Below are 14,009 nucleotides of genomic sequence, written 5' to 3'. Positions count from 1 at the left end.
TTCATGACGCCGGATAGTGCATGTTTGCCTTGCAATGCACATATTACTCCATCCCTTTTCATACCCCAGGAGAGCACGGCACCTATGGATTTCGTCCACCTTCACGCCCATACGCACTATTCGATGCAGAGCAGCCCGATATTTCCGGGCGAACTGTTCACCAAGGCGGCATCACTCGGAATGAAGAGTGTCGCAGTGACCGATTACTGCGCCATCTTCAATATGCCGGAGCTGTTCAGCGATGCCGCAGGTGCCGGGGTACGGCTCATCATCGGCAGCGAACTCCTGCTGCTTGAGGGCGAAGAGCACCAGCAGAAACAGGCCCAGGCGCCCTCGCTCGTCCTTCTCGTCCAGAATGAAACAGGGTACCGGAACCTCTGTGTCCTGCTCTCAAGGGCATCAAAGGACGGTTTCCACAACGGCATGCCGCATGTCGATCCGAAACTGCTTGAAACCTACCATGACGGCCTTTTCTGTCTTTCCGCCTATAGTTCCGGCCGTATCGGCAGGGCCCTCCTTTCAGGAGCCGCCGGAGAGGCCGAGTCGCAGGCAGCGTATTACCGCGAGGTGTTCGGCAACCGGTTCCATCTTGAACTGCAGCGGCACAGCACCCATTATGATGACGAGCTGAATGCCGCGACCGTGGCGCTTGGTGAAAAACTCTCGATCCCGCTGGTGGCGACGAACAACGTCCACTACCTTGAGCGGCGTGACGCCGGGTGCTACCGGGCGATGGTGGCAAACCGGACGAAGGAGAAACTATCGAGCCAGAACCTGCTTGCCCTTCCCGGCAAGGAGTACTACCTGAAATCTCCCGAAGAAATGGGGCTGCTCTTCGACGACCGGTACGGCGAGCTCTCCGCCACCCTCCGGATCGCAGAGGCCTGCACCTACGCATTTTCAGAGAAGGATCCGATCCTCCCGCATTTTCCTGTTCCCGAAGCGTTCCCGGACGAGGCGGCCTACCTCCGCCACCTGACATGGGAGGGTGCCCGTGAAAAGTACGGCGACAACCCGGAGGACGGCATTACACCCGAGGACGTTAAGGAACGCATCGAGCTGGAGCTCGGCGTCATAGAAAAGATGGGGTTCAGCTCCTACTTCCTCATTGTCAGCGACCTCATCCAGGCGTCCCGGAAGATGGGCTATTCCGTTGGCCCCGGCAGGGGATCGGCGGCCGGAAGCATCGTCGCATACCTTACCGGCATCACCCGCATCGACCCCCTGAAGTACAAACTGCTCTTTGAGCGGTTCCTGAATCCCGAGCGTCTTTCGATGCCCGATATCGACATAGACTTCACGCCGGTCGGCAAGCAGAAGGTGCTTGAGTACACCGTAGAGAAATATGGCCCCGAAAGCGTGGCCAAGGTGGTGGCCGTCGGCACCCTCGGCGCCAAGGCGGCAATCCGCGATGCTGCACGGGTGCTCGAGGTGCCGCTTTCGGTTGCGGACCGGCTGGCCAAGCTGGTGCCCTCAAGGCCCGGCACCACCCTTGAAAAGGCGCTGCTCGAGGTCAAGGAGCTTAGGGAGTACGCCGACAGCACACCCGAGATCCGCGAGCTCATGGACTATGCCCGGGCGCTCGAAGGGCGGGCACGAAACGTTTCCATGCACGCAGGCGCGGTCGTCATTACCGAAGGACCTCTCGAGGAGCAGGTCCCGCTCTATGTCTCCAACAAGATCGAGACAGAGGAGCGCCAGTACGCCGATGAAATCGATCTTGACGAGCCTGCAGCCGGCAAACCGAAAAGCGCGGACGGGGCGGGGGAGAAGCAGGTGGTCACCCAGTTCGACAAGAACTGGATCGAAACGGCAGGGCTTCTGAAGATCGACTATCTCGGCCTGGTGACCCTGGCTGTCATCGACGAAACCCTCCGGCTCATCAAAAAACGCCACGGGGTGGACATCGAGCTTGAAGAGGTGCCGATGAACGACCGGAAGACCTTCAAGATTTTCCAGGAGGGGAAGATGGCTGGAATCTTCCAGTTCGAGTCATCAGGGATGCAGAGTTACATGACCCGCCTCCAGCCGACCCAGATCGGAGACATCATCGCCATGAGCGCCCTCTACCGTCCCGGGGCGCTGAATGCACGCATCGATGAAAAACGCAATGCCGTCGACCTGTTCGTAGACCGCAAGCACGGCCGCGAGACCATCGACTATATGCACCCCATGCTGGAAACCATCCTGAAGGAGACTTACGGGGTTATCGTCTATCAGGAGCAGGTCATGCAGATTTCGCAGGTGATGGGCGGGTTTTCGATGGCTAAGGCCGACAATCTCCGCAAGGCGATGGGCAAGAAAAAGCCCGAGATCATGGAGAAGTTCAAGGCGGACTTCGTCAAGGGCGGCGTGGAGCAGGGGGTGCATGACTCCCTGGCGACCCGGGTTTTCGAGCTGATGGCGGAGTTTGCCGGGTACGGCTTCAACAAGAGCCATTCTGCGGCATACGGGGTTCTTGCATACTGGACGGGATGGCTGAAGGCGCACTATACCATCGAGTTCATGACTGCCATCCTCAACAGCGAGATCGGCGACACCGAGCGGATGAAGCATCTCACTGACGAGGCCAAGAGTTTCGGGATTTCGATTCTTCCGCCGTCCATCAACAAAAGCGACGCACTCTTTTCCGTCGACGACTCGACCGGCCCGCCGGCCATCCGTGTGGGGCTCAGCGCCATCAAACAGGTCGGCGGTGCGGCAAGGGCCATTATTACAGCCCGGCTTCGCCGAAAACGGGACTATCTGAACCTGTTCGACTTGACCGCTTCGGTCGATCAGCGGGTAATGAACCGTAAGGCGCTCGAGTGCCTCATTCTCTGTGGCGCGTTCGACGAAATCGATCCGCACCGGGCCCGCCTGCTTGCAAACATCGACAAAGCCATCAAGTTCGGCCAGATTGAAAACCGGGCCGTCACCCTAGGCCAATGCGGTTTCTTCAGCGTCGAAGAGGGCACGGTGGAAGAGGATGCCCACTATCCCGACATGGAGCCTGCCGCGGAGATGCCGGAACCTGAGAAGCTGATGCACGAAAAAAAGCTGGTAGGGTTCTACCTGAGCCGCCATCCGCTCTCCCCGTGGCGCCGCGACTGGGCTGCGTTCTCTTCGCTTCAGCTCCACATGCGCGAAATCACCCTTTCCCGCCAGTACCGCGTCATCGGTCTCGTCGTCTCTACCAAACCCTACTGCGACCGCAAGGGCAAGCAGATGCTGTTCGGCTCTATAGAGGACTTTACCGGCAAGGCGGACTTTACGGTCTTCGCCAGCGTCTACGAACAGTACGCCCACCTGCTCAAGCCGGACGGGGTCGTGATGCTTGTCGCAGAGGCTGAAGTGAGCGGGGGAATGCTGAAACTGCTCGTCCGGGAGGTCCTGCCGGTAGAGAAGGTCCGTAAAACCCTGATCCGCAAAATCGTGCTCAAGGTCGATGCAGACGAGGATACGCAGCTTGAACGCCTCCGGAAGGTCAAGCAGGTGTTCGATCGGCACCGGGGCGATACGCCGGTTGACTTTGAGGTCAGGGTGCAGGCAGGCGAGTCCATCGAAACCCTCAATGTGTTTGCCCGCAGTTCACCCTTCGATGCCGACGAGGATGCCCTCCTGCAGCTTGAGGAAATTCTGGGACCGGACAATGTCAAAATTGCGGGGTAGCTGTTTTTTTGTTACTTTCCTCATTCGTCGAGATGTATTTATATGGAGTTTTACTTGTTAAACAATTTAATCGGATACCTTAAATGAGCGGAAAATATCTCGTGGCTACCGACCAGAACTTCAAGGCTGAAGTCCTCGAGTCGGGCAAGGTTGCACTCGTTGACTTCTGGGCTGCATGGTGCGGACCCTGCATGATGCTCGGACCTGTCATCGAAGAGCTTGCAGGCGACTACGAAGGCAAGGCTGTCATTGCCAAGGTCAATGTCGATGATAACCCCAATACGGCTGCCCAGTACGGCATCCGCAGCATCCCGACCATGCTGGTGTTCAAGAACGGCCAGGTTGTCGACCAGATGGTTGGCGCCATGCCGAAGAACATGATCGCAAAGAAAATCGACGAGCATATCGGCTGATTTCTCCAGTGCAGCGAACATGCCCCGGCATGACGTGCCGGGGCGCTGCCTTTTTTCCCCGTACCTCACTTTTTTCGAACCATCAACATCCGAATGCGCCATGGAAGGAGACGTCCGTGATATCGTCATCATCGGTACCGGTCCTGCCGGCTATACCGCAGCCATATACACCGGCAGAGCGAACCTCAAGCCCCTCGTCATCGATGGGTACCAGCCCGGCGGCCAGCTGATGATCACCTCGGAAATCGAGAACTTTCCCGGGTTCCCCGAGGGGATCCAGGGACCCGAACTGATGCAGCGGATGCGCGATCAGGCGACGAAGTTCAATGCGGAATTCAAGTTCGGCAGCGTGACGGAAGCCGACCTTTCCCGTCGTCCATTTTCGCTTACCCTTGAGGACGGCAGCGAGATTCTGACACGCGCCCTCATCATCGCCACCGGTGCCAACGCCAAATGGCTCGGCATTGAGTCGGAAGACCGCTACCGAGGACGCGGGGTCTCGGCCTGCGCCACCTGTGACGGTTTCTTTTTCCGTGACAGCACGGTGTTCGTGATCGGCGGAGGAGATACTGCGATGGAAGAGGCGCTCTATCTCACCAAGTTCGCTTCGAGGGTTGTGCTCGTGCACCGGCGTGAAGAGTTCCGTGCATCGAAGATCATGAGCCTGCGTGCCAGCAAGAACCCGAAAATCGACACCATGCTGAACGTTGTTGTCGACGAGATTCTGGGTGACGGACAGAAGGTAACCGGCATCAGGCTGAAGAACGTGAAAACCGGGGAGCTTGAAGAGCATGCATGCGATGGGGTATTCATGGCTATCGGCCATGCGCCCAATGCGAAAATGTTCGAGGGCCAGCTCGATATCGACGACTATGGCTACATCCTAACGAAGAAATCTTCCACTGAAACAAGCGTTCAGGGCGTATTCGCCTGCGGCGATGTACAGGACTTCATCTACCGCCAGGCCGTTACCGCGGTCGGAACGGGGTGCATGGCTGCTGTGGACGCTGAGCGGTATCTGGAAACGATCCGCTGAACTCTTCGAACCACTCTCTGAGCACACGGTTGAACCCGTACGCAAGTGCGGTCTCCTCCGTTTCTCTTTTCGTGAACCAGCGGAGCATCTGGCCTTCGTGCAGCACAGTTTCCCGGACCCTCAGTTCTCGCTGGATCACAAAGACATGTTCCTTCCGGTCGCTGAAAGGGTAGGCCCTGAAGAGTCCGCACTCCCTGACGTCCGTTTCTATCTCCTCCAGCATTTCCCTTACGATGCATTCGTATGGGGTCTCTCCCGGTTCGATATGTCCGCCGGGAAGGTCCCACATGCCGGGGTAGGGTATGGCGGGTATATTGTCGCGTAAAAACAGCAGGACAGAGCCGCGGCCATCATGGATGATGATGCTCGCTCCCTCATGCCTTCCGGCCTCCATGCTTACGCTTCCGGTCATTTCATGTGTCACTGCCTGTGTCACTGCCTCTCTTAAGCGCTGCATCAATCACTTTTCCTGTCAGCCGGTGCGATGGAAACACTCCTTGTGAGTCCGTGGCGCTTCATTTTCCTGATGAGGGTGGAACGGCTGATGCCGAGAAGTTCGGCGGTCCTGCTCTGGTTGCCGCCGCACTCCCGGTAGGTGTCGACGATGGCCTGCAGCTCGATGTCTTTGAGAATCGCCTGATTTTCAGTTCCCCTCTCCGGCTTTACCGGTGCGGATGTCGGGGTGGTCTCTGCCGGAACAGAGATCGGCAGGGATGAGGGTTGCGGTGTGCTCTTCTGTTGCGATCCCTGCGGCATGAAGGATGCAATCCTGCCCTCTCCGGCAGTCAGTACAGCGCGGCGGATGATGTTCTGCAGTTCGCGGACGTTGCCCGGCCAGGGGTGCGACTGCAGCGAAAGAAGGGCTTCGGGAGCAATGACCGGAGTGTCGAGGCCGTTGGCCTTACAGAATTCCTGAAGGAAATGTTCGGCGAGCGGTATGATGTCCTCCTGCCGTTCCCTGAGCGGAGGAATATAGAGCGGGTACTCTTCCAGCCGGTAGTAGAGATCAGCACGGAAGCTCTTGTCGGTGATGGATTGTGAGAAATCCCGGTGGGTGGCTGACACCAGCCGGAAGTCGACCGCCCGCTCCTTCTTTTCTCCAACCCGCCGGATCTTTTTTTCCTGGAGCGCACGCAGGACCTTGGCCTGGATATCGAGGCTCATGTCTCCGATCTCATCAAGGAAGATGGTGCCGCCGTCAGCCTGTTCGAAGTACCCGGCATGATCGGCGGTTGCGCCGGTGAAGGCCCCCTTCGTATGCCCGAACAGCAGGCTTTCGGCCAGTTCGCTCGAAATCGCCGCGCAGTTGATGGTGACGAACGGTCCGCCTTTGCGCCTGCTTCCGTGGTGGATGGCCTTGGCGAACAGTTCCTTGCCGGTGCCGCTTTCGCCGTTCAGAAGTACGTTCATGTCTGTTTCCATCACCTGCATCGCCTGGTCGATAGAGCGGCGGAGTGCAGGGCTGTTTCCGCGGATCTCACGGAAGAGGTCCTTGGCTATGAGCTCCTTTTCAAGAACGGCAACCTTTTCTTTGAGGCATGATTCCGAGAGGGCATTGCGGAGGATGATTTCAAGCCGTTCGTTTTCCACTGGCTTCGTCAGGTATTCATATGCCCCCATTTTCATGCACTGCACTGCCTGACTCACGTCCTCAAGAGCGGTGATGATGATCACCGGCAGTGTCATCCCCTGTTCCCGAACCCAGGAAAGCACCTCCATTCCGTCCTTTTCGGGCATGTTCAAGTCAAGCAGGAGCACATCGACGGGCTCCTCTTCAAGAGTTCTGATGCAGCTGGTGCCGTTCTCTGCCGTGATTGCCCGGTAGCCGAGCTTTTTCAGGAGATGCTGCATCAGGGTCCTGATGACCGAACTGTCGTCGGCAACAAGGACGGTTTTAGGTTGCTTTTGTAGCGCCATTGCAGCTGATCTTTGTTTGTGCCGTGTCACCGGCACGTGATGGTGTTGATAAATATACGCTAAATGCCCGCCGGGTGCAATGCCGGCCTGTTTTGAGACAGTTGTACCGCAACCGGAAAAGTTTTTTTCTGTAAAGGGCTCTATGCAGGGTATCCGGCGTGATATGGGCGGTGGTATGGTTCTTGCAAGAAGTTATTGCTCAGCCTGTGCATTCAAACAACGCTCCCCGCTGTGACGTTCACCATGAAGAAGGGAATTGTCAGGAAACTTACCGATTCCTGCACGGCGCTTGATGCCGCCGTCACCGAACTGCTCCTGAAGGAACAGAAGATCGCTGCAATGAGTGTGCGTGAGAGGACGGAATTTACCGAACTGCTTGGCGCCATTACCGAAGACCTGCAGGCGATCCTCGAGCAGCTCCTGAAGCTGCGCGCCAGCATCCCGCCTTCATTGAAAATGGAGCCTTAGGCTTCTTTTTTTTGCAGAGCCTTAACAAAGCTGGCTGTGCCGCGTTCCGTGAATTGGTTATATAGCGCTAAAACCGCTTGTGTATGAGTGCGCCAAAACCATACCGTATCGTCATCGAATGGGACGGGAACGAGGATTTCTGTTTCAGTTGCGATTACGCGCCCCTGCCTCCCGATGCTCCGTCGATAATACCCGAACAGTCACCCGGTTTTCCTGTGATGGCCCGTGCGATGGGCAACGTACTCCGCAAGCTCCGCCGTGAGCACATCTCGTTCCCGATGTTCCTCGTCGCCCTTGCGTTCAACCACTCCCGGCTTCTTGATGAAATAGACCATCTGCTCTGGCTTCTTCACCGCCATATCGAAGGCAGGGAGGGCGAGGGCCGGTTTACCTGCTACATCTCCAAGGGGAATATGCCGCCGTCCTCATCAAGTGCGGGGTAGGGGAGCTTTTTTAGGGTGAGCTGCTCGGCAAGGCGGGGGTAGGATAGCTCGAAGAGCAGCCTCCGGTATTGTTCCTCTTCCATCCGGAGTTCCCTGTACATTCCATTCAGGCTACGCTGTCGTTCTGCTTCGAAGAGGATCACTGCAGCTGCCACCGAGACGTTCAGCGACTCCACCATCCCGTGCGTCTGTACCATGATCGTCCGGTCGGCCTCTCCTATGGCCTCCTTCGATACCCCGTCCCATTCCGCACCGAGGATTACGGCGGTCGGGAGGGTGTAATCGATCTCCCTGAAGTCAACGGCTGCCGCAACGTTGGTTGCCGCAAGCAGCTGCATGCCCTCCCGGCGGAGAGCACTGCAGGGCTCCTTGATCTCATGCCAGAGGTGCAGCCGGGTCCAGCGGCTTGAGCCCGCTGCGGCATGCTGCCGGGTATGGATGGATCGCTGTTTCGAAACGGCGTGCAGGTCGTGGATGCCGACGGCATCGCAGCTCCTGATGAGGGCGGAGAGGTTGTGGGGTTTGTTGACATTGTCCATGACCACCGTCAGGTCCGGTTGGCGGCGGCGGAGCATGCTCCTGATTTGCCTGAATCGTTCGCTGTCAATCAATGGGCTTGAGGTTTAAGGGTGTGGCGTGATTTTTCATGAAGTTAACAATAACGGTGGAATTCAGGGAATGGAATATCCTACCTTGTCTGCGGTCCCTCTGCGCCCCTTTTCCCACCCTTATTGTGCGATCCATATGGACTGGCTCTACTGTGATTTCCATATCCATACACGCTGGAGCGATGGCGAGCTTTCGCTTCAGGATGTGGTCGAACTGTACGGCAGCACCGGCTTCGACGTGATTGCCATTACCGACCATGTGCTTGACACCGCGAGCTTCCAGCTGCCCGGTCCGCACTGCAGCGTGCCACCCGAACGGTTCAGCGAGTACCTGCACGAACTCTGGGAGGCCTCCCGGGTTGCCTGGGAGCGATGGAACATGCTGCTCATCCCCGGCATTGAGCTTACCAACAACACCTCGAAATACCACATCCTCGCCCTCGACGTAAAGGAATTCATAAGCCCCGACCTTCCGGTGGAGCCCTTGCTCCGGGAGATCCGCCGGCAGGGGGCCGTGTCGGTTGCCTGCCACCCGTATGTCCGGAACCACTCGGGTGAAGCGCCTTCCGAGCATCTTTGGAACAATCATGAAGAATACGCCACCATGTTCGACGCATGGGAGGTCGCAAACCGTGATGACCTGTTTAATGTTGTGGGGTTGAAAAAATTTAACTATATCGCTAACTCCGACTTCCACGAGGAGAAACACCTTCGCTCATGGAAGACCCTCCTGCGATGCCGCGGCAATGTCGAAGCGGTCAAAGAGGCGATCCGGACCAACGCCGCAGTTTCGCTTTTCCTGTACAGGGGAGGACCGCTCAAAGGGACGGGTTCTGTCAGGGTATGCAGATGATGGCCCCGAGGGCGGCTGATTCAGGGGCAGGAGGGCGAAGCGCGGCACAGCAGTCACTATGAGCATTCATAAGAAGAAACACCCCCATCTGGAGCGACTGCTCCAGAACGCAAGCAAGGTAAGCCTTGAAACCGATACCCGGGTCCTGATCCTCAGCGACCTCCATATGGGCAACGGCGGCCGGCGCGACGAGTTCCGTCGCAACAGCGACCTCATCGAGGCTATGCTTTCGACCTATTACCTTCCTGAAAAGTACGGTCTCGTGTTGAATGGCGACATAGAGGAACTCTTCAAGTTCCCGCTCGATGAGATTTCCCGGGCCTGGACCTCCATGTACGATATTTTCGGGGAGTTCAGCAGGACGTCGTTTCTCTGGAAAACCATCGGCAACCACGACACGGAACTTGCAGGCAACCGCTCCTACCCGCTTGCCGACTCGCTGGTCGAGTCGGTGAAGTTTTCCTACGGGGACGAGACCATCCTTGTGTTCCACGGCCACCAGGCTTCCGTGCTGCTCTGGGAGTCCTATCCCATCGTCAGCCGGGCCGTAATCTTTTTCCTCCGCTACATCGCAAAGCCGGTCGGTATCCGGAACTTCTCGATCGCCTACAACAGCCGCCGCCGGTTCGCCATTGAAAAATCCATCTACGAGTTTTCGAACGAGGCAAAGGTTGTGTCGATCATCGGCCATACCCACCGTCCCCTTTTCGAGTCGCTCTCGAAAGTCGACTACCTCAACTACCGGATAGAAGAGCTCTGCAGGGCGTATTCATCAGCAGAGAATGGTGAGAAGGTATCAATCGAAGGGAAGATTGCGGAGCTGAAGGGGGAGCTTGAGGCATGCTACCGCGAGGGAAAAAGGATAGGACTTCGCAGCGGGCTCTATAATAACATCACCATCCCGAGCGTGTTCAATTCAGGGTGCGCCATCGGAAAAAGGGGCATTACCGCCCTTGAAATCGAGGGAAACCGCATCCGGCTTGTCTACTGGTACAACGGAAAACGGAGCCGCCGCTTTACGAGCGACCGCGACAACAGCCCGCATGAGCTGGGATCGACAGGGTACTACAGGATTGTGCTGAACGAGGACTCCCTTGACTACGTCTTCTCCCGCCTTCACCTTCTGGCCTGAAAGGGTTCACTCCAGCCGCTCGCCACCCTCACTCTGCCCTTCAGGCGCAGCCCTCCAGATGGAGTAGTATCCCTTCGGGATCGGCTGTAAGCGAGCGTGCCCCGGCTTCCACCAGCTCCGCTTCAGGCCGGAACCCCCAGAGTACGCCAAGCGGGTACATGCCGGCACGGTTGGCCGTCAGCATGTCGATGCCGGTATCGCCGACATAGAGAATGTCAGAGGGTTTTTCACCCATCATTTCCGCTACGAGGAGCGCCCCTTCGGGTGAGGGCTTGTGCTCGATTGCGTCATGGTGGCCCATGACAACATCGAAATGCCAGTCTGCAAGAAGATGCCGGGCACAGAGCTTCGTAAACCGGTCGGCCTTGTTGGAGAGAATGGCTTTTTTCATTCCAAGCCGCTCCAGCCCGTCGAGCATTCCCGGAATGCCCGGGTAGGGCTGCGAGTGCACGTTCCAGTTGAGTGCGTACTGCTCCAGAAGTTCCCCGAGGATCCTCTCGATGGTGTCGGGTGTGCCGACTCCGTCGGGAAGGGCTTTGCGGACGAGTTCGCGCATGCCGCTGCCGACAAGGTAGCGGCAGTGTTCGAGCGGATGGGTGGGGTGGCCGTTTGCCGAGAGCACGGCATTGAGGGTGACGGAGAGGTCCTTGAGGGTATCGAGCAGGGTCCCGTCAAGGTCGAAGATGACCGCCTTGCAGCTCATTCGGCCGCGCTCTCCGGCTGTTCCTTCGAGGCTTCCGGTTTGGTTGCCGTGGCGAGGAATATGGGGTAGGATGCTTCTCTTCCCGTCCGGTTTTTCTTTTCGATAGTGGCTGCGGTCCGGAACGTCGGGTTCTGGAGGCCTGCCGCCAGAAGCATGGCCGCAAGGGCCGGCCGCTCGAATCCGGGATGAACCTTCTCATCGGCATCGTCATGGAAAAAGCCATCTTCGAGGTCAAGGTCCGCCATGGCAAGCGTTCCGCCGGGGGCGAGCAGCTCCGAAAGTTCCTGAAGGAACGAGGATGTGTCGTCGATGTGATGGAGCGTCATGCTCGCGTATATGACGTTGAAGTGCCCTTTCGGCAGACGGCGCATTTCATCAGGGACGGTCAAATCAAGGCAGCGAGAGTCGATGTTCTTCGTCCCTGTCGCCATGATCTTGCCCTCAAGCACGCCGAGCATCCGGTGCGAGGTGTCGATGGCCGTCACCTTCCGTACCCGCGGGGCGACCTGCATGGTCACCAGGCCTGTCCCGCATCCGAATTCAAGCGCTTCGGTTCTCTCGGTGAATTGTACCGCTTCGGCAAGAGCCTTGAAGACGGCTTCGGCAATGGCGAGTCTGCGGGGATTGTCGTCCCAGCCTTCTGCCTGCCGGTTGAATTTTTCTGAACTGTGCCAATGGTTTGTCATAGGGGGAAAATAAAAAATCGTTTATCTGCACAAAGCTTAAAACAGCCCCGATGCATTATTTGTTTCAATTTCCCTCCTCCGGCCCTTCCCGCACCCTCTTCAAATTTGCAGAATCGTTGCACCCCCGTAACTGTTCGTCAACACATAAAGACGTTCTTTCTTCTGTACCCTGAAAACCCCTGCCGCTTCTTGGCGGCTCAGCCAATAAGGCTTACTGCGTATGAAAGACTACTTCAGGCCGCTTCCCCGGCTCTCCCCGATGCGGGCGCTGCTCCTCCGGCTCCTGATGCTTCCGAACTTCTTCCTTTTGAAGGCGGAAGGGCTCGGGAACCTCCCCGGTGACGGACGGCCATACATTTTCGCCTTCAACCACAACAATTCTGCTGAAGCGTTGATGGTCCCGATCTTTTTCATCTACCACATGGGCGGGCGCACAATCAGCTTCGTCATCGACTGGATGTACGGCAGGGTGCCGGTACTCGGCAAGCTGATGGGGATGATCGATCCCGTCTATGTCTATAACAAGCGCTCCACCCTCTCCTGGATAGAATCCTCACGGCCGGTCCGGATGGCGGAAGATACCGTCGAGCGCTGCTGCCGCAAGATCGCTTCCGGCAGGAGCATCGGCATTTTCCCCGAAGGGCGGCGCAACCGCAATGCCGATGCCCTGGCCAAAGGCAAGAGCGGTATCGGCCACATTGCCCTCACGACCGGTGCCCCGGTAATCCCTGTCGGCATCGACTTCCCGCTCCGCATACAGAAGGGACGCATCCCCATCCTCGGGCGCACCATCATACGGGTGGGCACCCCGATCGACTTCACCCTGCAGTCGGAAGCCTACCGTGCCGTCAAGAAAGAGGAACAGGGCGGTGTGCAGCGGCGTGCCGCACTGGCAAATGAAGTGACCCACAGGGTCATGCACTGCCTTGCAGACCTGTCAGGCAAACGCTATCAGGGACCCATGCCGAACGAACATCATGCACTTTACCAACAACCATACGGGTCCGTATCCCGTCCGCCGTTTGCGGTCGGGGAGGGTGCCCTGTAAACCGGGAGGACCGCCATGTCGAGTGTTACCGTCAGGAGAGTGGAGAGCGCCTGTGACCGCAGCCGGGTGCTCGAGGTCATTGAGCAGGTCTTCCGCATAGAGAAGAACTGGATAGCGGGCGTCGAAGGGCAGATCCCCGAGGATGTTCTCAAAAGCGATACCCTGTCCTGGTTCATTGCCGAGGTCAGCGGAAAGCCTGCCGGCGTCATCCGCCTCCTCTACGATCCGCCGCTTGAACTGCCCGAACGGTACGAAGTGAAGTTCGAGCCGGGGATAGATGTCGAAAAGCTCAGGACCGCAGGACGCTACGCTGAAATCGGCCGGTTCATGATTCTTGGCGAGTACCGCCGCAACCCCCGTATTGCGCTGCGTCTTATGCGCGCCGCAACTGCCGAAGTGGTCGAGCGCGACTATACCCATTTCATTACTGACGTCTTCGAAGGGGAGGCCAACTCTCCCTTCAACTTCCATACCCGCGTGCTCGGGTTCGAGGTGGTGGGCAAACACCTGTTTGGTGACTTGAACTGCAGCTCCACCCGCATCATCCTTACGCTCGACATCCTGAAACTCTTTCGCCGCATCAAGAACAGCCGCAACCGCATCTATATGGAGCTCAGCGAGGGCATTCATGCGGTCATTGAGCGCAAGGAACAGCGGAAGGCCGCCCGTCAGGCCCTTCTCGGCCGCCGGCCGATAGCAGGGGGGTAGGCGCCCTAAGGCGCCGGGCTGCAGGTAAGGAGCTCTGCAGTTTTTTCGTGAAGCCGCAGGAAGGAGGATACCATGTTGAACCTTGAAGCGCTGAAAACAGCGGTGGCGGGCGAGTTCTTTCTCCGGGAGGAACTCTCCCGCCACAGTGTAAAGAAAGTCGATGCCCTGGCTGACATCATCATCAAGCCCGCCGGTCGAAAGGATCTTGCTAAAATCCTTGCGCTGCTTGACGAAGCGGGATATCCCCATGTCGTCATCAACCAGAAAGGGCGGGTCATTTTCCCTGATCGCCGCTTCCACGGGGCGGTGGTGATCACTGATTTGAAGATATGATGAAGACTCA

General features: G+C 57.7%; 15 protein-coding genes. 10 read left to right on the top strand and 5 right to left on the bottom strand.

Features of this window, described 5'->3' with window-relative positions; all coding sequences use genetic code 11:
- The first annotated feature begins 84 nt into the window (after window positions 1-84).
- From PLUT_RS06555 to trxB, 3 genes are all read left to right on the top strand, one after another.
- Complete coding sequence (locus PLUT_RS06555) at window positions 85-3,651, top strand: DNA polymerase III subunit alpha (protein WP_011357996.1); 3,567 nt, start codon at window positions 85-87, stop codon at window positions 3,649-3,651.
- Between the two features lie 83 nt (window positions 3,652-3,734).
- Complete coding sequence (gene trxA, locus PLUT_RS06550; protein ID WP_011357995.1) at window positions 3,735-4,064, top strand: thioredoxin; 330 nt, start codon at window positions 3,735-3,737, stop codon at window positions 4,062-4,064.
- A 100-nt stretch (window positions 4,065-4,164) separates the two neighbouring features.
- Window positions 4,165-5,100: a thioredoxin-disulfide reductase gene (gene trxB, locus PLUT_RS06545; RefSeq protein WP_011357994.1), complete on the top strand. Its 936-nt coding sequence runs from the start codon at window positions 4,165-4,167 to the stop codon at window positions 5,098-5,100.
- Here the strand turns inward: trxB and PLUT_RS06540 are convergent.
- Window positions 5,033-5,512 carry an NUDIX hydrolase gene (locus PLUT_RS06540; RefSeq protein WP_238974563.1) on the bottom strand — a complete coding sequence of 160 codons (480 nt, stop codon included), beginning with the start codon at window positions 5,510-5,512 and terminating at the stop codon, window positions 5,033-5,035. The two genes, trxB and PLUT_RS06540, sit on opposite strands and share 68 nt — an antisense overlap.
- Before the next feature lie 44 nt (window positions 5,513-5,556).
- Window positions 5,557-7,017, bottom strand: coding sequence for a sigma-54-dependent transcriptional regulator (locus PLUT_RS06535; RefSeq protein ID WP_011357992.1), 1,461 nt, complete (start codon window positions 7,015-7,017; stop codon window positions 5,557-5,559).
- 243 nt (window positions 7,018-7,260) lie between these two features.
- Here PLUT_RS06535 and PLUT_RS06530 point away from each other — a divergent pair, with 243 nt between their 5' ends.
- Both PLUT_RS06530 and PLUT_RS11510 read left to right on the top strand, forming a co-directional pair.
- Window positions 7,261-7,485, top strand: a complete 225-nt coding sequence (locus tag PLUT_RS06530; RefSeq protein ID WP_011357991.1) for a hypothetical protein — start codon at window positions 7,261-7,263, stop codon at window positions 7,483-7,485.
- 83 nt (window positions 7,486-7,568) lie between these two features.
- Window positions 7,569-7,928, top strand: coding sequence for a hypothetical protein (locus PLUT_RS11510; RefSeq protein ID WP_011357990.1), 360 nt, complete (start codon window positions 7,569-7,571; stop codon window positions 7,926-7,928).
- Here the strand turns inward: PLUT_RS11510 and trmH are convergent.
- Window positions 7,880-8,539 carry a tRNA (guanosine(18)-2'-O)-methyltransferase TrmH gene (gene trmH / locus PLUT_RS06525; RefSeq protein ID WP_011357989.1) on the bottom strand — a complete coding sequence of 220 codons (660 nt, stop codon included), beginning with the start codon at window positions 8,537-8,539 and terminating at the stop codon, window positions 7,880-7,882. The two genes, PLUT_RS11510 and trmH, sit on opposite strands and share 49 nt — an antisense overlap.
- A 133-nt stretch (window positions 8,540-8,672) precedes the next feature.
- Here trmH and PLUT_RS06520 point away from each other — a divergent pair, with 133 nt between their 5' ends.
- Entirely contained in the window at window positions 8,673-9,389 is a 717-nt protein-coding gene (locus PLUT_RS06520) for a PHP domain-containing protein (protein ID WP_041463849.1), read from the top strand.
- Between the two features lie 58 nt (window positions 9,390-9,447).
- Entirely contained in the window at window positions 9,448-10,521 is a 1,074-nt protein-coding gene (locus tag PLUT_RS06515; RefSeq protein WP_011357987.1) for a metallophosphoesterase, read from the top strand.
- Between the two features lie 40 nt (window positions 10,522-10,561).
- On the opposite strand, the gene PLUT_RS06510 is transcribed toward PLUT_RS06515, so the two are convergent.
- Both PLUT_RS06510 and PLUT_RS06505 read right to left on the bottom strand, forming a co-directional pair.
- Entirely contained in the window at window positions 10,562-11,224 is a 663-nt protein-coding gene (locus PLUT_RS06510) for an HAD family hydrolase (protein WP_011357986.1), read from the bottom strand.
- Window positions 11,221-11,910, bottom strand: coding sequence for a class I SAM-dependent methyltransferase (locus PLUT_RS06505; RefSeq protein WP_011357985.1), 690 nt, complete (start codon window positions 11,908-11,910; stop codon window positions 11,221-11,223). Before PLUT_RS06505 ends, PLUT_RS06510 begins: the two co-directional genes overlap by 4 nt.
- A gap of 220 nt (window positions 11,911-12,130) precedes the next feature.
- Between PLUT_RS06505 and PLUT_RS06500 the strand changes: the two genes are divergently transcribed.
- The 3 genes from PLUT_RS06500 (at window position 12,131) to PLUT_RS06490 (ending at window position 13,999) form a co-directional block, all read left to right on the top strand.
- Window positions 12,131-12,958, top strand: a complete 828-nt coding sequence (locus PLUT_RS06500; RefSeq protein WP_011357984.1) for a lysophospholipid acyltransferase family protein — start codon at window positions 12,131-12,133, stop codon at window positions 12,956-12,958.
- Between the two features lie 15 nt (window positions 12,959-12,973).
- Window positions 12,974-13,666 (top strand): GNAT family N-acetyltransferase, encoded by a 693-nt coding sequence (locus PLUT_RS06495; protein WP_011357983.1) that lies wholly within the window; start codon window positions 12,974-12,976, stop codon window positions 13,664-13,666.
- A 72-nt stretch (window positions 13,667-13,738) separates the two neighbouring features.
- A complete protein-coding gene (locus tag PLUT_RS06490) occupies window positions 13,739-13,999 on the top strand; it encodes a hypothetical protein (RefSeq protein WP_011357982.1) in 261 nt (86 codons plus the stop codon).
- Window positions 14,000-14,009 lie beyond the last annotated feature (10 nt).

This window comes from Pelodictyon luteolum DSM 273 (assembly GCF_000012485.1).
GTDB lineage: Bacteria > Bacteroidota > Chlorobiia > Chlorobiales > Chlorobiaceae > Chlorobium > Chlorobium luteolum.
This window is presented reverse-complemented; position numbering and strand designations above follow the sequence as displayed.

Bases quoted from the DNA above. Each gene is read 5' to 3' on its own strand.
- PLUT_RS06535 (WP_011357992.1), bottom strand. From the start codon at position 7,017: ATGGCGCTACAAAAGCAACCTAAAACCGTCCTTGTTGCCGACGACAGT.
- PLUT_RS11510 (WP_011357990.1), top strand. From the start codon at position 7,569: ATGAGTGCGCCAAAACCATACCGTATCGTCATCGAATGGGACGGGAAC.
- PLUT_RS06520 (WP_041463849.1), top strand. From the start codon at position 8,673: ATGGACTGGCTCTACTGTGATTTCCATATCCATACACGCTGGAGCGAT.
- PLUT_RS06500 (WP_011357984.1), top strand. From the start codon at position 12,131: ATGAAAGACTACTTCAGGCCGCTTCCCCGGCTCTCCCCGATGCGGGCG.
- PLUT_RS06540 (WP_238974563.1), bottom strand. From the start codon at position 5,512: ATGACCGGAAGCGTAAGCATGGAGGCCGGAAGGCATGAGGGAGCGAGC.
- PLUT_RS06495 (WP_011357983.1), top strand. From the start codon at position 12,974: ATGTCGAGTGTTACCGTCAGGAGAGTGGAGAGCGCCTGTGACCGCAGC.
- PLUT_RS06490 (WP_011357982.1), top strand. From the start codon at position 13,739: ATGTTGAACCTTGAAGCGCTGAAAACAGCGGTGGCGGGCGAGTTCTTT.
- PLUT_RS06555 (WP_011357996.1), top strand. From the start codon at position 85: ATGGATTTCGTCCACCTTCACGCCCATACGCACTATTCGATGCAGAGC.
- PLUT_RS06510 (WP_011357986.1), bottom strand. From the start codon at position 11,224: ATGAGCTGCAAGGCGGTCATCTTCGACCTTGACGGGACCCTGCTCGAT.
- trxB (WP_011357994.1), top strand. From the start codon at position 4,165: ATGGAAGGAGACGTCCGTGATATCGTCATCATCGGTACCGGTCCTGCC.
- PLUT_RS06505 (WP_011357985.1), bottom strand. From the start codon at position 11,910: ATGACAAACCATTGGCACAGTTCAGAAAAATTCAACCGGCAGGCAGAA.
- trxA (WP_011357995.1), top strand. From the start codon at position 3,735: ATGAGCGGAAAATATCTCGTGGCTACCGACCAGAACTTCAAGGCTGAA.
- PLUT_RS06515 (WP_011357987.1), top strand. From the start codon at position 9,448: ATGAGCATTCATAAGAAGAAACACCCCCATCTGGAGCGACTGCTCCAG.
- PLUT_RS06530 (WP_011357991.1), top strand. From the start codon at position 7,261: ATGAAGAAGGGAATTGTCAGGAAACTTACCGATTCCTGCACGGCGCTT.